This window comes from Congregibacter litoralis KT71, assembly GCF_000153125.2.
Lineage (GTDB): Bacteria > Pseudomonadota > Gammaproteobacteria > Pseudomonadales > Halieaceae > Congregibacter > Congregibacter litoralis.
Window position 1 is genome coordinate 3,740,864 of sequence record NZ_CM002299.1, and the last position, 20,374, is coordinate 3,761,237.

Sequence of the window (20,374 nt, forward strand, 5' to 3'; positions counted from 1 at the left end):
ATCACTGCTCCCCGTTCAATTCGGCGGCGTTCTCGCCGTAAATCGACAGGGGCGTGCGCATGGGATGCTCCTCCAGCCCCATAAGATCACACAGAGACTCATAGTCCGTCACCATGACCTGCTGCTCAAAACCCAGTTGCAAATAGTGATCAAAACGCAAATCAATATTTTCGTAGGTGAAGTAGACAATAGTGGTTTCGCAACGTTCCTGAAGGGCCTCCATGGCGCGCAGCAAAAACACTTCCGGCATAGCGTCATAGGCCTGCGTCAGCACCAATATGCGGGGCTTGGCGATGATGGCCGCGGCCAGCTTGAGCTGCATCGTTTCCACAATGGAGAGGGGCCAGCCCGTACCCACCAGCTCTGTATCCAGGCCCTGGGGCAGCTGTGTCACGGTTTCGGCGAGACCCACAATCTCCAGCACCTTCATGACATCTACGGACTCGCTATTGGACGCCGATAGCCGCAGATACTCCCGAATACTCGCTTCCACGGCATTGGGCCGATCCAGCATGATGATTTCCTGGCGCTTTTCGTAGGCCTTGAGCTCCCGAAGATCCATGCCGCCGACTGCGATGTAACCGCTGTCAGGAGACTCGTGGCCGCGCACGAGATTGGTAAACACCCGCTGGGCCCGATGGCTGTCAGCGTAGACACAAACCCGCGAGCGGGCAGGAATCTTGAAATCCAGGGTGATCGAAGGCGCCACCACAACCTTACTGAAACTGAGTGAAGAGTCTCCATCGATTCGCGTATGGGCCTTGTCGGGCATATCCTGCTCAACGCGGAAAAACAGCGAGAGCTCGTCCACGGCTCCGCAGACATCGTAGAGATAGCTCAGATAGATCCCCATTTGCGACACCCCGAGGAACACCACGGAAAGCACCAGCTCCGCCGCCACCAGCTGCCCCAGGGACAGTTCACCGCTGATCACCAGCCAGCCGCCGAGTCCGAGGAGCGCAGCACTGGCCGCGGCGTAGATGAACAAAAAGCTCAGGGTCTGGGAAAAATGATGCCGAAAATGCAGGCGATGTTGTTCCATGTAGGAAGCCGTGACGTCATCGGTACGTCGGAGCGCCTCGGCAATGTGCATTTCACTTTTATAAAAACCATTGGCATGCCCCAATGACTCCAGCCAGGATGCGCTGTAGTGCTTGCGGTGGGAGAGCTCCACAGCACTGCGGATACCCCGCCGCCCCCAAATGAACCACACCAGCCAGATCAGCAGCGCGATACCCGCATTAAAGGCCAGCAACACCGGGTGATAAGACGACACCAGGAGGAAACCAACCACAGTCTGAAGCAGGATAGTGAAGCCCCCAACCAGCAGATTGGGCAGCATCTTCATGATAATGACGATATCGAAGTAGCGGTTGAACAGAGCGCTCTTGCCACGGTCATCAAAATAGGGGTTGCGGGCGTAGATGGTGCGAAGCGCAATCTCGGACACCATACGGGCATAAAATCGGCGCCCGAACACATCCATGATGTAGATCCGAAGGGCGTTCAGGCTGCCGGCAAGGAGCAGCAGAAAGAACAGCGTCAGCGACAACACCACCAGCGGCGTCGTCAGGCCGATGTTAGCCACCGTGTTGATCAGCATCTGAACGGACACGGGCGTCGCCAGGGACAACAGGCTGATACCTATGCCATAGATGATGGCCAGCACGTAGTAGCTGCGCTCCGGCGCCAGAATACCGATAAAAAAGCTAAACAGGGACGAAAGAGAAGTCTCTGATGCGATGTGTTTGTCAGCCATGAGAAAGAAGGTCAGGTTCGATAATTATCTATTATACGTAAACCCGATCGTTTTGGTTGGGTATTTCAGGGCCCCACAACCACCCGTTCCCACAATCGATCACTCAGGGCCTGCTGTGAAGCCCGCCGAAGATCACCCTGGGTGAGCCACTGCACAATTTCACTGGCAACATCCGGATAATGAACGCGTCTCACCGGCGTATGGGACGCCAACCAATCGCGAATGGGCTCCAGTCGCAAACTCTCCAGGACATCGCCGTATCCCAGCTGCTTTAGCGCAAGGGCGTTGGAAGACTGCTCCATCTGCCGACTCAGCGGCTTTACCAAGAGGCGTTTACCCAGGGCCAGACACTCGCTGGACAGCTCGAATCCCGCGTTACAGATCACCGCCGCGCAATCGGAAAGATCCGACTGAAAGCCCTGCAACGATGTGGGCAGGATGTGCAGGTTTGCCCGCCGGGCCGTCTTGTTGCCCGGGGCATAAATGTAAAACTCATACTCCGGTAACTGCGCCAGAAGCGCCTGCACCTCTTCCTGCTCTTCAAAGGGCAGATACACCACCACCTTGCGCTGCTCACTTTTATCGGCAGCATGCTCCACGTTGACGATGGGTGGGAGTATGGGTGCTTTAAAACTGTCCCAATGCATGCCGAGGCGGACACTGCCGGGGGCGAACATGCGCATGACCCATTGGGATCTAAAATCGTGGCCCGCGACGGGAACCCGATGATCAAAAGCCGGCTGGTGTCCCATGCTGACAACGGTTTTGCCCCGCAGCCAACCGGCCCAGGCGGTAATTGGTTCAAAGTCCGTCAGCACAAGATCGTAGTCCTGAAGATCCAGTGTCAGTACATCGCGCACAAGATGCCAGTAGTTGTTCCCGAAAAAGGTTTTCAGGTAGGACAAGCGACCGCGGGAGCTCGCAAAGGTAAGCCCGGGAAGCGTGCGAAAATGCCCGAACGCCTGCATATCAAAGTAGCGTTCAGCGGGGCGACCGCTGAACAGATAATCCACATTGATATCCCTGGCGGCAAAGGCTTTCGCCATGGCTCGGGCGCGACTCAGGTGGCCGTTACCTGTGCCCTGAACACCGTAGAGTACTTTCATTACCTGGATTGACTGCTGACTTGGATGCTTAGGCGAACCACTGCGCCGTCGCCAGAGCGATGGAAGAGCCCAGCATGGCACCCACGACGGTGTCCGTGGGAAAGTGCACACCGAGGTACACGCGGGACATGCCCACCGCCACGCTCCAGGCATAGAGTGGCAATAGCCATAGGCCAAAGTGCAGGACCAGAAGCGTCACAAATAAAAATGCGGCGCAGGTGTGCCCCGACGGAAAGCTGAATTCATCCGATGCAATGATGTGGCTTTGAAAGTCGGGTAATGCTGCCGCGGGTCGACGACGCTTCAAACTGTTCTTCAGGGTCCAGTAAAGTGTGCGTTCGATGGCGAAGGCGACGAGCATATGGGTCAGGAACTGTTCGCCGCTTTCGGACAGCAGGCCCAGGGCGCTCCCCAGAACCAAATACCAATGCCCGTCGGCGCTTCGCGAAATGGGGCGACGGTGGCGAGCGCCCCAACTCCGTGACTGCTGGGACAGCAGGAGAGACCGATGATCGAAGCCCTGAATAGTTTCGAGAACGCTCATACTGCGAACTCTAGGCTCGGGGGATGACGCTTGTATGACCTGCAAGCCCTCTGCCGTGAATTTTTTGTGACGGTGAACGTGACGTCGGTGATCCGCTACGGCGATATCCCGGGGTCAAAAGAGGGCTTACCCGGACAGCATACAAAACGATAAGCTTCTTCTCTGGTATTTTTATACGGCATGGTCCGTACCGCCCAATTTTCTGGAATTCAAGTATGAGCATTCTCTACCGCAGCGCTTTTGGACTCGCACAGGACATCAAGGCCGGCAAGCTGTCTGCCGTCACGGTGCTTGAGTTTTATCTGGATCGCATTGAGCAATTCAATCCCGGCATCAACGCCGTGGTTGCCCTCGACACGGATCGCGCCCTTGAGCGTGCCGTCGCCGCGGACAAGGCCGCCGCCGAGAACGAAGATTGGGGCCCCCTCCACGGCGTGCCCATGACCATCAAGGATGCCTGGTGTACCGAGGGCCTGGTGACCGTGGGCGGTATTCCGGAGCGCCGGGACTTTATCCCCGAAAAAAACGCGGTAGCGGTACAGCGCCTGGTGGATGCCGGAGCCATTATCTTTGGCAAAACCAACGTGCCTTTTATGAGCGCGGATCTGCAGTCATTCAATGAAATCTACGATGTCACCAATAATCCCTGGAACGTGGAGCGCACCTGTGGCGGCTCCTCCGGCGGTGCGGCCGCTGCGCTGGCGAGTGGCTTAACACCCCTCGAGTTGGGCAGCGACATTGGCGGCTCCATTCGGACGCCCAGTCACTTTAACGGCGTTTTCGGGCACAAAAGCAGCTACGAGCTCATCTCCAAACGGGGGCACCTGCCACCAGGCGACAAGGTGCTGTCAGAGCCGGATCTGTCCTGCGCCGGCCCCCTGGCCACCTGCGTTGATGATCTTGAACAGGCCCTGGCGCTGCTCGCCGGTCCCGCGCCAGACATCACCGCCCACCCCCTGCCCGCTCTGCCGACGCCGAGCTTTCGCGATGCCTCCCATCTTCGCGTGGCGGTCTGGGCCGATGATGAATTCTGTCGCGTAGATAAGTCGATAGCGGAGCATATTGAGAGCGCAGCAAAAACCCTGGAAAACCTCGGCGCCCACGTGGACCGTCATGCCCGCCCGGCCATTGATCCCCAGGCCAACCACGAAAACTATCTGCAAATCCTTATGTCGGTGATCGGCGCCGATGTACCCGAGGAAGTGCGCCAGATGGCAAGAGATATGGTGGCGGCGGCGGATCCGGATGATCGCAGCGAAGCGCTGTTACAAATGAAAGGTATCGCAATGGAGCACAGAAGCTGGATCGTGCAGAACGAAATACGCCAGCACACCCGCGTCGCCTGGGAAGCGTTCTTTCGCGACTACGACGTGTTGCTCTGCCCCTGCGCTCACGTCCCCGCCTTCGAGCACGATCATCATCCGGATATGCAGGCACGGGTCATCGCCGTCAACGGCGTCGAGCGTCCCTACACCGACGTTCTTAAGTGGGCGGGGCTTACGCTGAATGCCTATCTTCCCGCCACCGCTGTCCCCCTCGGCACCACCGCCGACGGACTGCCCGTGGGCATGCAGATCGCCAGTCGCTACCTGGGGGATCGCACGACACTCGCCGTAGCGCGACTCCTCGAAACGCATCACCGCGCCTTCGTACCGCCGCCCGGATACAACGACTAGCACCACTCAGCGCCCTCAGAACTCTTCGTGACATCCAATGTCATTCCATGCCATGCCATGCACTGGGATGGTGCATTCCCCTGTAAAAAATACGGTCAAAATTGCTTGCCTTGGAGCAGGTAATTTACCAAGGATCGAAAACAGGTCGACAGGCTCCTCAGCCCTTCGACTTATAAATATAAAATTACAAGGGGATCATCCATGTCTGCGACCTTTCGCACGCTGCCGCTCATCGCGGCCGTATCACTGGCGACGCAATCTCTCACCGTCGGCGCACAACAACTCGAAGAAGTTATCGTAACCGCACAGAAACGCGCGGAGAGCCTTCAGGACGTTCCGATTTCTGTATCGGCTGTTCAGGGCGAGAAGATTCAGGATGCCGGCATTCCGAATATGGCGGCGCTGGCTGACTATGTGCCTAACCTGCACATCGCCGATGCTCCGGTGAACACCAACATCTATATGCGCGGCGTGGGCTCGGGTAACAACCAGGGCTTTGAGCAGTCCGTAGGTATGTACATTGATGGCGTGTACATGGGTCGCGGACGTCAGTACCGCGCTGGATTCCTCGACGTAGAGCGCGTAGAGGTGCTACGTGGACCTCAGGGCACGCTGTTTGGTCGCAACACGGTCGCCGGCGCGATCAACATCACCACTGCCAGTGCGCGGGCTGGCGATGAGTTTGAAGGCCAGATTATGGCGTCCGCCGAGTCCTTCGACGGCCGGATCGTCGAAGGCTTTGTAGGCGGCGGCCTCACCGATACCCTCGGGGCGCGACTTGCGGTTAAGTATCGTGAAACAGACGGTTTTGCAGACAACACTTTTCTTGGCACACCCGAGGGTGGCGTCGAAGAGCTTTCCTATCGTCTGTCTTTAAACTGGCAGCCGACTGACAACCTGAACGTTAACTTCAAGTATACCCAGTCAGATTATGAGCGAACCGGCTCAACAACAACGGGCAAGGTGTTTTTAACCAGGGACGAGCGAAACGAGTTTGTTCCCAACCGCTCCGCGTTCGCCGACACGGCCTACAGCATCATGGATGTGTTCTACCCGGGTTACAAAGAGCAGACCGGCCGCGAATTCGAAGTATTTAAGGACAACGGTTTCGGGCGCTCCCAGGAAGACGGCATCGGCATTGGGATCAACCCTGACAGCTCAGACAACGACCTCACCAACATGGTACTCAATGTGGACTGGCAGGTCGGCGAATTGACCCTGACTTCTGTCACCGGTTGGTCGGAGTACCAGTACATTGATGGTGCAGACGTAGACTGGTTACCGCTGCAGTTTATCTCCCGCGACGATGATCAGAGCTTTGAGCAGGTAAGCCAGGAGTTTCGCATCGCCTCTCCGGGCGGTGAGTTTTTCGACTACGTAGCGGGTTTTTACTACGACCAATCAGACCTCGAGTTTGACCGGCAGGTAGCTATTGATACCAATTTCGACGGACTATTCCCTGAGTTTCTTTCGATTGTGACCCCGGGCAATCCTCCGCCGGAAGTACTCCCGCAAAACCTGTTATTTGCCCTTACCCAAGGTGCCTACGACATGAACCAGGTAGCGCGAAATCACAATTATCAGCTGGATTCAGACTCCTTGGCGGTGTTCGCCCAGGGTACGTTTAACTTCACTGACACCTTGCGTTTAACCGTAGGGGTTCGCTATACCGAAGAGAACAAGGATGTGATCAGCACGCAGTTTCTGAGTGATCAGAATTCAGGGCTCCTGAACCCCGGCGACAGTTATTTCCTTCACTTGATCCAGGCTAACAGCTTCAATGCCTATGCCTATGATTTCAGGGAAGAGCGCTCGACTGATGCGTTGACGCCATCGTTCAATCTGCAGTGGGATGTTGGTGACGACAGCATGCTCTATGCCAGCTTTTCCCAGGGCTTCAAATCCGGCGGTTTCACCGCGGCGGATGACCAGAACCCCGGGGATCTCGCACCCACCGCATTCCCCTGCGCACCTAACCCGGACTTTACCGTTGATCTTGATGCCTGCTATGACCTGTCAAATCCGAATGGAGACTTCGAATTTGGCGACGAAGAGGTGGATGCTTTTGAGTTGGGCGGAAAGCATACCCTGCTTGATGGCGGCATGACCCTGAACTGGGCCCTGTTCTACACGGAGTACACCGACCTGCAAACTGCTATCTTCGAAGGCCTTGGCTTCGTAGTGAAAAATGCTGCCGGTTCAGAGATTTATGGTCTTGAGGTCGATGCTCTTTGGCAGGCTACGGACAACCTCAGACTTGGGGCGAACTTTGCTTACCTTGATGCCTCATACAGTGACTTCGACGACGGTCCCTGTACCGCCATTCAATTGGATGCCAATCCTAATTGTTCGATCGAGCAAGGAAACCCGCTGTCTGGTGAGCCTACGCTGTACGCATCAGATTACAGTGCCTCCTTCTTCTTCGACTATATCCGTCCCGTGGGCCAGATGGAGTTCTTTGCCGGCGGTGAGGTTAATTACCGCGATTCTTTCCAATCGGCAGGTGATAACGACCCCATTGACCAAATCGACGCCTTCACCAAGACCAACTTACGCTTGGGACTTCGATCAGGCGACTGGGAGATCATGGCCTATGGACGTAACATCTTTGATGAAGAGGTCTTCATGCAGTCTTATGACACACCAGTCCTTGCAGGTTCGCACTCCAGATACATGGACGAGAGCGCAGTCTTTGGTGCTCGCTTGAAGTACACCTTCTAAGCGAACGCTCAGCAATACTCCTAATGCCCGCCTAGTGCGGGCATTTTTTTGCCCGCGGGATACTCGTAACTTGGAATGAGCGATGGCTCGTCCGGAGCACGGCTTTTTCACAACGCCACTCGATACCGGAGCACGGCCACAACTGTTGTTACGCGTCGCGCTGCGCGCTCCTGATTGCTTCACAACAGTTATGCCCGCACTCCTCAACGCCGTGACCAGAAAAAAACGTACTCAAGTACTGCACGGCACAAGGCGAAGCTCCAGTGTGTATTGCGTAGCAATCAGGAGCGCGTGAGCGCGACGCGAAGCAATACACACTGGAGCTTCGCCGAATTCATCGATCAATACGCCAGGAGACGCGGAGCAATGCATACTGGCGTCTCGCCGGATAGCTGACCTTACGTATAATGCGCTGATGACCGATTCCACCAGCAGGCTCCTCGGCGAGCGCGTCAGCCAGCTCCGGCAACTGCAGTCTATGACGCTTGAGCAACTCGCCGCCGCTTCTGGCGTCAGTCGATCGATGCTGAGCCAGATTGAGCGCGGCAAAGCCAACCCGACCCTGGCCGTGACCCAGCGCATCGCGCAAACCTTTGGCATCAGCATCGGTGAGCTTGTGGATGACCCCAACGCCAGTGCGAGCATCGATGTCGTGCGTGGCGACGATCCGGGCACGGTGTTTCGCGCCGACAGCGAGTGTGAACTGCGTACCCTCTCGCCCCTGCAACTGGAAAAAAACATCGAGTTCTACGTGATCACCCTTCAGCCCGGCGCCGAACTGGCAAGCGCCGCGCATTTTGAAGGCACGCGGGAGATGTTCTCCGTGTCTCAGGGGTCTGCGATCGTCGGCACGGGTAACAGTGAGGTTGTGTTACAAACCGGCGATACGGCGCACTACCGCGCCGATATACCCCATGTGATTCGCTGCAGGGGCCCCGAGGCGCTCAAGGGCTTCCTTGTGGTCAGCTACCGTTGATAGTGGTGTGTCGCCGCAACAGATGTACGGTAAAAAGCAGCACCGTCAGCAGTAGGATCGCTCCCGCCTGATGACCCGCCGCCACGGGAATCGCCATCCGCGTTAGCAGTGTGCCGATCCCCAGGGTGATTTGCAGCAGTAGCGCTGCCATCACCGCGCCGCCGGCCAGGCGAAGGGCCGTGCCGGACGCCTTCAACGCAAGAAACAAACCGAAACCGCCGACCAGAAAAAACAGCAGGTAGGCAAACAGGCGATGATTGAACTGAATCGTGGTCACGTCTTCAAAGGCGGCGAGCCAGGATGGCGTCGCCGCGTACAAGCCAGGGGGAACAAACCCCGGGCCCATCTTCGGCCAGGTTGGGTAGGCGTAGCCCGCGTCCGTTCCGGCTACCAGCCCCCCTGATAAAATCATCAGATACACCAGAACCACAAGCAGGGGTGACCAGCGCGCAACGCCCGCCAGGGACGCAGTCGACGATGATTTCGAACGGCGGCCGGCCTTTGGCCACAGATTCAGGAACTGCCAGAGGATAGCCGCGTAGAGTGCCACGGCGAGGCCAAGGTGCGCCGTCAGCCGGTATTGGGAAACACTGGGGCGGTCCACCAGGCCACTTTTCACCATATACCAGCCCAGCAGCCCCTGGCAGCCTCCCAGGACCAGCAGCACCAGCAAGCGCGGCATGAGTCCCGGACGGATGACCCCGCGCAGGGCAAAAAACACCAGGGGGATGATAAACAGGAGTCCGATCAATCGGCCCAGGACCCGGTGGAGATATTCGTACATGAATATCACCTTGAATTCATCAAGGCCCATACCCTGATTGATTTTCTGATACTCGGGGAACCGCTGATACTTGGCGAACACCTCCTGCCACGCGGCCTCTCCGATGGGGGGCCAGATCCCCATGATCGGTCGCCACTCCACCATGGATAAACCCGACTCCGTGAGTCGGGTGACACCACCGAGCAAAATCATGCCGTAGATCACCACGGCACAGGTGAGCAGCCAGAGAGCCAGCTGTCGGTCGTGGTGTGTTTGATATGCGCGTGAAAACATGTCGATCCTAAAAGTGGCATCGGTACCCGAGCCTCTGCCCGTCGATGCCTGGCTATAGCCGGATAACGCCAAAAAAAGCGGCGCAATGATAGCGGAATCGACACCGCGACGCCCAGCGCCACCATAATCCCTAGAAAGTTACGTGGATCTAACGCCGAGCGCGTTAGAATGCGCCCTCATTTTTTACAGCACCGTTTTCATGGATCTTTTGCGTCTCGAGCAGGCAAATCTGCACTTCGGCACCCACGTACTTCTGGACAGCGTAGACCTGCAAATCAGCAGTGGTCAGCGCCTCGGACTCTTAGGTCGTAATGGCGAGGGCAAAAGCACCCTCCTGAAGATCCTCGCGGGCGATCTGGCCCTGGATGGCGGAGAACGCTGGCTGCGCCCGGGCACCCGCATCGCCAGACTGGAGCAGGAGCTACCGGATACCGCAGACATCACCGTATACGACTATGTCGCCGACGGCCTGGCAGAAACCGGCGCCCTCCTGCGACGTTTCGAGCAGCTTACCTCCTCTGCCGATGCGGATCTGGTGGAGTTGGAGCGGGTGCAACACGCCCTGGAAGCGGCCGATGGATGGCAATTGGGGCAACGTGTTGAGAGCACCCTCAGTCAACTGGATCTCAGGCGTGACACCCTTATGTCCAGCCTCTCGGGGGGCTGGCGTCGCCGCGCGGCCCTCGCCCGTGCCCTGGTGGGCGATCCGGATATTCTTCTGCTGGATGAGCCCACCAACCATCTGGACATCCCCGCCATCGAGTGGCTGCAGGAACAGCTCACGGGTCTGCGCTGCGCACTGGTACTCATCACGCACGACCGGCGTTTTCTCCAGGGCGTAGCCGATCACATCGCGGAGCTGGATCGCGGCAATCTCACGGTCTGGCAGGGAAGCTACGAGGGCTTTTTGAATCATCGGGAGCAACAGCTCGCCGCCGAGGAGCGAGCGAACGCGCTCTTCGATAAACGCCTGAGCGAAGAAGAGAAGTGGATCCGTCAGGGTATTAAGGCGCGGCGCACCCGTAATGAGGGTCGCGTCCGTGCGCTCAAAGCCATGCGCGAAGAACGCAGCGCCCGACGCGAGCGCACGGGCACTGCCAACCTCAACGTGGATACGGCGCAGCGCAGCGGCAAAATCGTTGCGGAGCTTGAGGACGCCAGCGTCGTCCTCGGCGGCCGGACAATTATCAAGCCCTGTTCGCTGCTACTGCAGCGCGGCGATCGCGTGGGTATCGTCGGCCCCAACGGCGCGGGCAAAAGCACGCTCATCCGTCTACTGACCGGTGAACTCACGCCGGAAACGGGCACAGTGCGTCTGGGCAGCAAGCTCGAAATTGCCTATGGCGATCAGCAACGATCAACGCTGGATCCCACCAAGAACCTTATCGATAACGTCTGCGGCGGCCGGGACTTTATTGAAATCGGTGGCCGTCGCAAGCACGCGGTCTCCTATCTCGGTGATTTTCTGTTCTCGCCCCAAAGGCTACGCACACCCGTCGGTGCCCTATCCGGGGGAGAGCAGAACCGCGCGGTGCTTGCCCTGCTGTTCAGCAAACCCGTAAACCTGCTGGTGCTCGACGAGCCGACGAACGACCTGGACATAGAAACCCTGGAGCTTCTGGAAGAGCTGCTCATGGAGTTCAAGGGCACGGTATTGCTGGTGAGCCACGATCGCGCCTTTATGGATAATGTCGTCACAAGCCTTCTGGTACTCACCGGCGACGGCAGCATCGAGGAGCATGCCGGTGGCTTCAGCGACTGGGAAGCCCGAGGCGGCCGCCTCCTGCCCCTGGATGCCATGCCTCATGAGCGTGTAAAAGACACACCTTCGCCTGCCCCCGCCGCCACGGCCGAAAAAAGCCCCCAAAAGAAACTCAGCTATAAAGAGCAGCGCGAGCTCGATAGCCTGCCCGCAGATATCGAGGCTCTGGAATCGCGGCAAGGAGAGCTTGAAACCTTGTGCGCCGATCCCGCCTTCTACGAGCGGGATCCCCGGGAGGTGAAAGATCTCCTCGCCGAACTAGCGAGTATTGGCGGGACACTCGAGGAAAAAATCGAACGCTGGACGGAGCTCGAGGAGCGAGCCTAAACCCCAGCCTCAGCCTCCAACTACAGCACTTTTGCGATGGAGTCGGCGAGATAGTCGATGTTTCGGGCGTTCACCCCCGCAACATTGATGCGTGATGAGCCAAGCATGTACACGCTGTAGTCATCGCGCAGGGCCTGCACCTGATCGCCGCTCAATCCCAGAAAGGAAAACATGCCTTTCTCGGCGCGGATAAATTCAAAGTCGCGCCCCGTGGAGGCCTGGAGTTTTTCCACCAGGTCGCTGCGCAGGCCGTTGATGCGTGCACACATAGCGTGAAGCTCGGATTGCCAGCTGGCGGTCAACTCGGGATCCGACAGGACGGCACTGGCGAGCAGGGCGCCGTGGGCCGGCGGCATGGAATACACGCGCCGCGCAGCGACCTTGGCCTGGCTCAACAAGGCGTCGGCACTCTCAGCGTTTTTACCCACAAAGAGCGTGCAGCCCGTGCGCTCGCGGTAGAGGCCCATGTTCTTGGAGCAGGACGCCGCAATAATCATCTCCGGCAGCCGCTCTGCCAGCTGCCGAAGCCCCGCCGCATCGGCATCGAGACCATCGCCCAGACCCTGATAGGCAATATCGATAAACGGCATAAAGCCCTGGGCCTCAGCCATGTCACCGATAATCTTCCACTGTTCCTGAGAGAGATCCGCGCCACAGGGGTTATGACAGCAGCCGTGCAGAAGCACGATATCACCGCTGGCTGCACCCTTGAGATCCTCCATCATAGCCTCGAAGTTCACTCCATGGGTCTCGGCGTCGTAGTAACGATAGGTGGAAAACTGCAGACCCACACTCCCCAGCAGCGGAATATGTACCGGCCAGGTGGGATCGGATACCCAAACCTTAGCACCCGGCGACGCCGCCTGAATAATCTCTGCGCCAATGCGCAGGGCACCGCAGCCCCCCGGCGCCTGAATGCTGCTCACCCGACCATCGGCAAGGGCCGTGCTGTTTTCGCCCAACACCAGCTTTTGCATGCCGGGATTAAATCCCTCCACGCCGGCGGGGGGCAAATAGGCTTTGCTCGTCTCTTGCGACACCAGGCGCGCCTGGGCCTGAGTGATGGCATCAAACACCGGGCAAACACCCGACTCATCCATGTAAATCCCCACGGTGAGGTCTACTTTTTTAGGGTTGTCATCGGCGCGGCACACAGCGGCCAGACCAAGAATGGGGTCATCGGGGAGCAGAGACAGAGCGTCGAGCATGGCAAACATTCCTAAACAGGGCAGACGGGACAAGAACATCAGAATACGCGACGACGGCAGTGGATAAAACACGGGATTTTTCGGCGCTCAGCGACTTTGTTGCACGGTGCGCATTTTTCACGTTTTTTATGCGGACTTTTTCCTTGTTGCCAGGCGTCAGAACTCTATTCTGCATTCATAGTAAGAAGGAACACCGTCATGGCCAATAACAGCGACAACACAACATCCCGCGACAGCAACAGCCTGGTTGCCTTTCTGGGCGCGATCAAGTTCCGTAAGCCGACCCGGGCTGCGAACGACGTCGATCAGTATTTCGCGCAGCCCCAGCCCCAGGCTCGTCAGCGTCGTCAGCTTGCCGAAGAGAACTACTGGGTACGCAGCGCCAACTAAGCTGCCGGCGATGAGAGCACGCTCCCGGGTAGCCATAGCTCGCTAGCAATACCAGCGCGGTCACAGGCACCGTTGTTACCCAGAGCACCGTTGTTACCCAGACATGTCACCCAGGCATGTTACCCAAGCGGTCACCCACGCAATGCGTGGGCACGCATTCCCTTGTACAGCCCCTCCGCTTCTTCGCACATCGCTTCCTGCGCGGCCGTCAACGTTTTGGGTCGCTCTGACGATTCAGCCGGGGGTGCCGCAAACCCTGTGGAAGACCAGACCGAGGCATACCAATGGGGAGCCCATACACCATCGCTGTCCCGGGGCCCTGCGGGCCACTGCAGCATCGCCTCTTCAAAAGGCAGGGACAAGCGCTGACACAGCTGCCCGAGAACGCCGCGAGGGTTGCTCAGGGTAAGCGCTGCATCGAGCACCGGCGGCACCTCGCCGAGGCGATCACATTCGCGATCAAATAGCGCGGCCTGCTGCTCAAAGCCCAGTTCCTCCAGGGTGAAGTCACCGCGTACCCGGGCGTAGGATGCGATGATCCTGCGCGGCTCGCGAATCAGAAAACAGTTCGTCAGCTTTTCCGTAAAGGACAGATCCATGCCCGGCAGAATGTGCTGGGTCATATGTTTTTGATAGTAGAGCGATGCGGGCTCTTCACGACACAGGGCGTCGGCTACTTCCCGCCAGTCCTGCGACTGACTGGCGAGGATTTCGGGACCACCGGGATGCTCACGACCCGTTTCGGCGAGATAGGCGGCATAAAAGGGTTCGTCCACCACCGCGCTGTCACTGCGATTCTCAAAGGATCGCATCATCGCGGTACTGATGTTCCGCGGGCCTGACCACATTGCCACGCGTTTTACGCTCATGACTCAGTCCCGGCTCCATCCTCGCTGCGACGATGAAGTCGGCCGGGACCCTCGATGTAGTCGGCGACGTAGCGACGGTAGGCGGATTGCAGCCGGGATACCACGGGCCCCCGCTCTCCCGTGCCGATGGTTCGACCGTCCACCTCACGCACGGGAACCAGACCGGCAAAGGTACCGGTGACAAAGGACTCTTCGGCGTTATAGACGTCCGTGAGGGTGAAGTTCCGCTCCCTGACCGTCATCCCCTCGGCGGCAGCAATGTTAAGAACCTTGCGACGGGTGATGCCATCCAGACAGTAATCACCGGTACTGGTCCAGAGCTCGCCCCGGCGAACAATAAAAAAATGCGTGGAATTACAGGTCGCTACAAAGCCGTGGGGATCGAGCATGAGCGCCTCGTCACACCCTGCCTTGGCGGCCTGAATACAGGCCGTCACGCAATTTAATTTTGAATGGGTGTTCAGCGTGGGATCCTGAACATCGGAGTAACCCCGGCGCACATGCACGGTAAACAGGGTCACGCCCTTTTCCACGGTCTCGGGGAGCGCCGTCTTGTACTCGGGAATAATGACAATAGTCGGTGGCGTTACGGTCATGCGGGGATCCTGGTAGGGCGTTGACTTCACCCCGCGGGAAACCATGAGTCGAATGTGCACGCCGTCGTGCATGTCGTTCGCTTGAAGGGCTGCGTAGAGTCGCTGCGTCAGCGCTTCCTTACTCACGGAAATCTCAAAATCCAGGGTGTGCATGCCTTCATAAAGGCGGTCCAGATGCTGCTCAAGGAAGAGTATCGTGCCACTTTCAACCCGCAGCCCCTCCCACACGCCATCGCCCAGCACAAAGCCCGAATCAAACACCGACACCACGGCTTTCTCCCGCGGCAACAGCTCGCCGTTTATGTCGATGAGAATGTCCTGATTACGGTCCGCGCCGTCGTATTCGTGAGTGCCCTTCATAGTGTAAATCCCGGATTATGCGATGACGAATAAGCGTAAGAAAACGCGGCGCATGCTACCATGCGTGGCTCTTAACGCTGTGCTCCCGGCGCACGGCTAGGCGCCTGAGCTTCTGAATAAAGACACCCTTACCGTGAGTGATAAGCCCCGACATTCGAATCCCGACACGCTCTTCAGTGATCCTTTACGCGCCCCGGGACCGTTTCGTTTCGATAGCGATGTGGTATCCGTCTTCCCCGACATGATCCGTCGGTCGGTCCCGGGTTATGAGACCGTCATTGCCATGTCAGGGCTGCTGGCGGGTCGCTTCGCCCGGCCCCACAGCAATGTTTACGATCTGGGCTGCTCCCTGGGAGCAACAACGCTCTCCATGCGACGCCATATTGAGGTGCCGGACTGCGTGATCGTGGGCATCGACAATTCCGCCGCCATGATTGCGCGTTGCCGGGAGCTTATCGACCGGGATCCGGGAAGCGTCGCCGTCGAACTCCGGGAAGGCGATATTCTGAAAAGCGACATCGCCAATGCCTCCATGGTTGTTCTCAACTACACCCTGCAATTTGTGCCCCGGGAGCACCGCCTGGACCTTCTCAAAGGCATTGCCGATGCGCTCCTGCCCGGGGGAATCCTGGTCCTGTCCGAGAAGGTTGTGTTCCCCGACGAGTCCCTCAACCAGCTCAATATTGATCTTCATCACGACTTCAAACGCGCCCACGGCTACAGCGACCTGGAGATCGCCCGCAAGCGCGACTCCATTGAAAACGTCCTCGTTCCCGAATCCATAGAACAGCATCGCAAACGTCTCGCGAGCGCGGGTTTCAGTTCCAGCGACGTGTGGTTTCAGTGCTTTAACTTTGCTTCCATCATCGCCCTCAAATGATTGATGTGCGTGCACTGCAGGAGCGCTGGAAAGACGGCCCCCTGGCGCCCTGGGCCGAACTGCTGCCAGCGCATGTCGAGGCCGGTCTTTCCGTAGCACGGCACGGTGACATCCCCCGCTGGCGTGCGGCGCTGGAGTCCCTTCCGGACATAGGCACCGACCAGGTATCCCTGAACACCGCAAAGGTGGGCGTCAGCACGGAAAACACCCTCGACGAATCAGGGCGTGCAGCCCTCGAGGCCGCCCTGCGGGGTCTATGCCCCTGGCGCAAAGGGCCCTATGAGCTGTTTGGTCTCTCCATCGATACGGAGTGGCACTCGGACTGGAAGTGGGATCGTCTCGTGGGGCATATCGAGCCCCTGAGCAACCGCCGCGTACTGGACGTGGGCTGCGGGAATGGCTATCACTGCTGGCGCATGCGCGGTGCCGGAGCGGACGAGGTGATTGGCATCGACCCCTCGCCCTTGTTTGTCATTCAATTTGCAGCGCTCCAACGCTACATACAGGATCCCGCGGTGAGTATTCTTCCCGTTGGAATTGAGAAGCTACCGCCCGGGCTCCGCGCCTTCGATACGGCCTTTTCCATGGGTGTGCTCTATCACCGGCGCTCGCCCATGGAACACCTGACCACCCTGCGCGATAGTTTGCGTCGAGGCGGACAGCTGGTACTGGAGACGCTGGTCATCGAAGGCGATGAACGCCAATGCCTGGTACCCCAGGGACGCTACGCCCGCATGGGCAATGTCTGGTTTATCCCGAGCTCCGCCATGCTGGTGCTCTGGCTGGCAAAACTGGGATGGAAAAATCCCCGCGTAGTGGACGAGTCCGTCACCACCACGGAGGAGCAACGCCCTACGGACTGGATGAGCTTTCAATCCCTGGAGCATTTTCTGGATCCTGAGGACCCGTCCCTCACCCTCGAAGGCTACCCCGCGCCGCGGCGGGCTATCGTGATCGCGGAAGCGCCTTAAACCCCTCGCACGGGCCTGTCTATTTCAAGTACTGCTTCGTCAGCTCGGAACAAGCATCGACGGCCCGGCACGCCACAGGAACACTCCCCGAAAAGAATGAGGGGATCGGCTCGCTTATCCTGTGGCGTGCCGGGCCTCCTGTCCTGCAAGCGCAGGGGCTCGATTAATGATCATGCGTGACCAGGACTAGCGCTACACCCTGCCCTGCTGATCACGAGCTACCACTGCGGCCTCCTTCAAAGAGCCGATCCCCCAAATCTTTTCGGCGATTGAAGGGGGCTGCGGGGCAGCTCGTGATCAGCACGCTCCAAGCTGTGCAGGTCTAATCAACACACCACTTGCAGAGGCGTTTCGACACGATCAATGCAGGGGCTTATCCCGTCGATGATCCTCAAAGACGGTCTCAAAAACATCCCGAAAGGTCCGCGCAAAGTGCACGTTAATGCCTTCTCGCAGGTAATCCGGAAGCTCTTCAAAATCCCGACGGTTGGCGTGAGGCAAAATCAGCTCCATGATTTTGGCACGCCGCGCCGCGATGACTTTCTCGCGTATGCCGCCGACGGGAAGCACCTGCCCCGTGAGGGTAAGCTCCCCCGTCATCGCCAGGGGACGACGGATGCGCTCCTTCCGTGCGAGGGACACCAGTGCCGTGGCAATGGTGATGCCCGCGCTGGGACCATCCTTGGGAGTCGCGCCCTCGGGCACGTGAAGATGCACCATGCTGGTATCGAAAAAGTCCGGATCGCAGCGATAGTCCTTCAGATGGGACACAATAAAGCTGTAGGCGATGTCCGCAGATTCCCGCATAACATCACCCAGTCGGCCCGTGAGCTTGAAACCCCGATTCAGGGTGTGTACCCGCGACGATTCCACGGGCAGGGTGGCGCCGCCCATGGCCGTCCAGGCAAGCCCCGTTGCCACGCCAATACCCCGCTGGGGCTTCTCCCGCTGAAACAGGGGTTTACCCAGCAAATCCTCAATATCCCGCTTGCCGATACGACGTCTCTCAGCGCCTGATTTAGGGGTTTTGGCGGACTGCCGTCGTCCTTTGCCGCGATCTTTTACAAAGTCCACGATGGCCTTTCGCATGATGCGTGATAACTGTTTTTCCAGGTTTCGGACGCCGGCCTCGCGACAATAGGACTCAATGACGTACTTGAGGGCCGGATCGTTAATCTTGAGCTGATCGTTCTCCAGCCCATGACGCTCCAGCTGCTTGGGCCAGAGGTGGTTCCGGGCAATGGCCAGCTTCTCTTCTGCCACATAGCCCGACAGACGCAGGGTTTCCATGCGATCCAACAGGGGCCCGGGAATCGTGTCCAGCTGGTTGGCCGTGCAGATGAACAGCACCTTCGACAGGTCCACCCGCAAATCGAGATAGTGATCGAGGAACTCACTGTTCTGCTCGGGATCAAGGACCTCCAGCAACGCTGAGGCGGGATCACCCCGAAACGACGCGCCGATCTTGTCAATCTCATCCAGCATAATGACCGGATTGGCGACTTTGACTTCCTTCAGCGCCTGAACAAATTTCCCGGGCATGGCACCGATATAGGTGCGGCGATGGCCTTTAATCTCCGCCTCATCGCGCATTCCGCCCAGGCTGAAGCGATAAAACTCCCGCCCCAGGGCGCTGGCAACGGAGCGTCCGATGCTGGTCTTTCCAACGCCGGGGGGGCCCACCAGGAGCAGAATCGACCCTGCGATTTCTCCCTTGAAAGAGCCCACCGCAAGAAACTCCAGAATGCGGTCTTTGACGTCGTCCAGGCCATCGTGATCCGCATCCAGCACCGTCGCCGCATGTTTGAGATCGAGATTGTCTTCCGAGGTCAGCCCCCAGGGCACCTGCGTCGCCCAGTCGAGATAATTGCGCGTGACTCCGTATTCCGGGGACCCCGGCTCGAGAACAGAGAGTTTCTGCAGCTCGTCATCGATGCGCTCGCGCACGGCGTCGGGCAATACCAACGCCTCCAGACGTTCCTCAAAACGCTCAGCGTCCGAGGTGCGATCGTCCTTGGAGATACCCAGTTCCTTCTGGATAACCTTCATCTGCTCGCGAAGAAAGAACTCTCGCTGCTGATCCGAGACCTTTTCGTTAACCTGCTCGGTGATCTTGCCCCGAAGCTCCGCCACCTCCCGTTCCTTGCCCAGAAGCGTCAGCACTTTCTGCATGCGGGACTGCAGGGGCAACGTCTCCAGAATTTCCTGAAGTTGCTCACCCTTGGCGGTCGTCAGCGCTGCAGAAAAGTCCGCGAGGAGGCTCGGCTGATTCGGATTGAAATTCGCGATGTAGTGGCGCAGCTCTTCGCTGTAGAGGGGGTTCAGGGGCAAAAGCTCCTTAACCGCCTGCAACACCGCCATGGCGTAGGCTTTTACATCGTCACTTTCCCGATCTCCCTGACTGCGGGGATATTCCACCTGCACGCGGTAGGGCGGCTTGTTATTGAGCCAGCGCACGATACGAAAACGGCGCACACCCTGCGCCAGAAACTGGCCCGGATTCTCTGCGACCATAGGGGGTCGATGGAGACGCACGACACAGCCGATCTCCGGAAAGTGCTTGGGCTCGGGCTCGGAACCACTGAGCTGACCGGGGTCCACATAGGCGAGACCCACCACCCCGTTGGAGCTCTCCATGACCTCCTTGATGGTACCGCCCCACTCCTCGAGATCCATGCCCACGGGCTGCACCTGACCCGGAAAGAAGGGTCGCTGAGGTACGGGTATCAGATAGAGTGACTCGGGCAGCACATCATCGGCGACCGCGGGCGTTGACGACTTGAGTACGGCCTCGTCGTTGACGATCTCCGCGCTCAGATCCAGGCCTGGTGACTCCTGCTCATCGGTTTTTTCGTCTTGCATAAGAAATCCTCTGCTTAGACGAAAGAGATGGGGGTCACAGCGCCGATTTCAACTCATCGCCCTAATAGCGCAGCAATCGAGGCTTGGCGCGGCTACGTTCGAATGAGCGAATCACCCGATGCTTTTTCGGGCGTCGAGCGTGCTCGAGCCAAGCTGGGTAAGGGTTAACTGTGCTTTATTTGGATGCGGCCTCCACGCCCGGGTCGTCGATCGCCAAAAAAGATTTGGGGGATTGGCTCTTCGACGACCCGGGCGCGGAGGCCTCGTGCCGACGAACGACACTGCTTGAGCTGAGCAGGCTTGGATGGGG

At 58.4% G+C, this 20,374-nt stretch carries 15 protein-coding genes; 7 read left to right on the plus strand and 8 right to left on the minus strand.

Going from position 1 to position 20,374, the window contains the following annotated elements:
* Position 1: 1 nt before the first annotated feature.
* From KT71_RS16980 to KT71_RS16990, 3 genes are all read right to left on the minus strand, one after another.
* Positions 2 to 1,759: an ABC transporter transmembrane domain-containing protein gene (locus KT71_RS16980; RefSeq protein WP_008294112.1), complete on the minus strand. Its 1,758-nt coding sequence runs from the start codon at positions 1,757 to 1,759 to the stop codon at positions 2 to 4.
* 65 nt (positions 1,760 to 1,824) lie between these two features.
* The gene (locus KT71_RS16985) at positions 1,825 to 2,865 is read right to left on the minus strand and encodes an MJ1255/VC2487 family glycosyltransferase (protein ID WP_008294111.1); all 1,041 of its coding nucleotides are present in this window, start codon (positions 2,863 to 2,865) and stop codon (positions 1,825 to 1,827) included.
* A 28-nt stretch (positions 2,866 to 2,893) separates the two neighbouring features.
* Positions 2,894 to 3,409, minus strand: coding sequence for a phosphatase PAP2 family protein (locus tag KT71_RS16990; RefSeq protein WP_008294110.1), 516 nt, complete (start codon positions 3,407 to 3,409; stop codon positions 2,894 to 2,896).
* Between the two features lie 215 nt (positions 3,410 to 3,624).
* Here KT71_RS16990 and KT71_RS16995 point away from each other — a divergent pair, with 215 nt between their 5' ends.
* From KT71_RS16995 to KT71_RS17005, 3 genes are all read left to right on the plus strand, one after another.
* Positions 3,625 to 5,085 (plus strand): amidase, encoded by a 1,461-nt coding sequence (locus KT71_RS16995; RefSeq protein ID WP_008294109.1) that lies wholly within the window; start codon positions 3,625 to 3,627, stop codon positions 5,083 to 5,085.
* Between the two features lie 201 nt (positions 5,086 to 5,286).
* The gene (locus KT71_RS17000; protein ID WP_008294108.1) at positions 5,287 to 7,806 is read left to right on the plus strand and encodes a TonB-dependent receptor; all 2,520 of its coding nucleotides are present in this window, start codon (positions 5,287 to 5,289) and stop codon (positions 7,804 to 7,806) included.
* Positions 7,807 to 8,221: 415 nt separating this feature from the next.
* Complete coding sequence (locus KT71_RS17005; RefSeq protein WP_008294107.1) at positions 8,222 to 8,782, plus strand: helix-turn-helix domain-containing protein; 561 nt, start codon at positions 8,222 to 8,224, stop codon at positions 8,780 to 8,782.
* Here the strand turns inward: KT71_RS17005 and KT71_RS17010 are convergent.
* Positions 8,769 to 9,839 carry a COX15/CtaA family protein gene (locus tag KT71_RS17010; RefSeq protein ID WP_008294106.1) on the minus strand — a complete coding sequence of 357 codons (1,071 nt, stop codon included), beginning with the start codon at positions 9,837 to 9,839 and terminating at the stop codon, positions 8,769 to 8,771. The genes KT71_RS17005 and KT71_RS17010 overlap by 14 nt on opposite strands.
* 199 nt (positions 9,840 to 10,038) lie before the next feature.
* Between KT71_RS17010 and KT71_RS17015 the strand changes: the two genes are divergently transcribed.
* Positions 10,039 to 11,928 (plus strand): ATP-binding cassette domain-containing protein, encoded by a 1,890-nt coding sequence (locus KT71_RS17015; protein WP_008294105.1) that lies wholly within the window; start codon positions 10,039 to 10,041, stop codon positions 11,926 to 11,928.
* A 20-nt stretch (positions 11,929 to 11,948) separates the two neighbouring features.
* On the opposite strand, the gene KT71_RS17020 is transcribed toward KT71_RS17015, so the two are convergent.
* Entirely contained in the window at positions 11,949 to 13,136 is a 1,188-nt protein-coding gene (locus KT71_RS17020) for an amino acid aminotransferase (protein WP_023660273.1), read from the minus strand.
* Positions 13,137 to 13,334: 198 nt separating this feature from the next.
* On the opposite strand from KT71_RS17020, the gene KT71_RS17025 reads away from it, so the two are divergent.
* Positions 13,335 to 13,526: a hypothetical protein gene (locus KT71_RS17025; protein WP_008294103.1), complete on the plus strand. Its 192-nt coding sequence runs from the start codon at positions 13,335 to 13,337 to the stop codon at positions 13,524 to 13,526.
* 131 nt (positions 13,527 to 13,657) lie between these two features.
* Here KT71_RS17025 and KT71_RS17030 read toward each other — a convergent pair whose 3' ends face one another.
* A complete protein-coding gene (locus KT71_RS17030; RefSeq protein WP_008294102.1) occupies positions 13,658 to 14,395 on the minus strand; it encodes a sulfotransferase-like domain-containing protein in 738 nt (245 codons plus the stop codon).
* A complete protein-coding gene (locus KT71_RS17035; RefSeq protein WP_008294101.1) occupies positions 14,392 to 15,351 on the minus strand; it encodes an aminotransferase class IV in 960 nt (319 codons plus the stop codon). Before KT71_RS17035 ends, KT71_RS17030 begins: the two co-directional genes overlap by 4 nt.
* A gap of 133 nt (positions 15,352 to 15,484) precedes the next feature.
* Here KT71_RS17035 and cmoA point away from each other — a divergent pair, with 133 nt between their 5' ends.
* Together cmoA and cmoB are read left to right on the plus strand one after the other, a co-directional pair.
* Positions 15,485 to 16,231 carry a carboxy-S-adenosyl-L-methionine synthase CmoA gene (gene cmoA, locus KT71_RS17040; RefSeq protein ID WP_008294100.1) on the plus strand — a complete coding sequence of 249 codons (747 nt, stop codon included), beginning with the start codon at positions 15,485 to 15,487 and terminating at the stop codon, positions 16,229 to 16,231.
* Complete coding sequence (cmoB, locus tag KT71_RS17045) at positions 16,228 to 17,202, plus strand: tRNA 5-methoxyuridine(34)/uridine 5-oxyacetic acid(34) synthase CmoB (protein WP_008294099.1); 975 nt, start codon at positions 16,228 to 16,230, stop codon at positions 17,200 to 17,202. The genes cmoA and cmoB overlap by 4 nt, the downstream gene beginning before the upstream one ends.
* A 360-nt stretch (positions 17,203 to 17,562) precedes the next feature.
* Here the strand turns inward: cmoB and lon are convergent, their stop codons facing one another.
* Positions 17,563 to 20,064: an endopeptidase La gene (gene lon / locus KT71_RS17050; protein WP_008294098.1), complete on the minus strand. Its 2,502-nt coding sequence runs from the start codon at positions 20,062 to 20,064 to the stop codon at positions 17,563 to 17,565.
* Between the last annotated feature and the right edge of the window lie 310 nt (positions 20,065 to 20,374).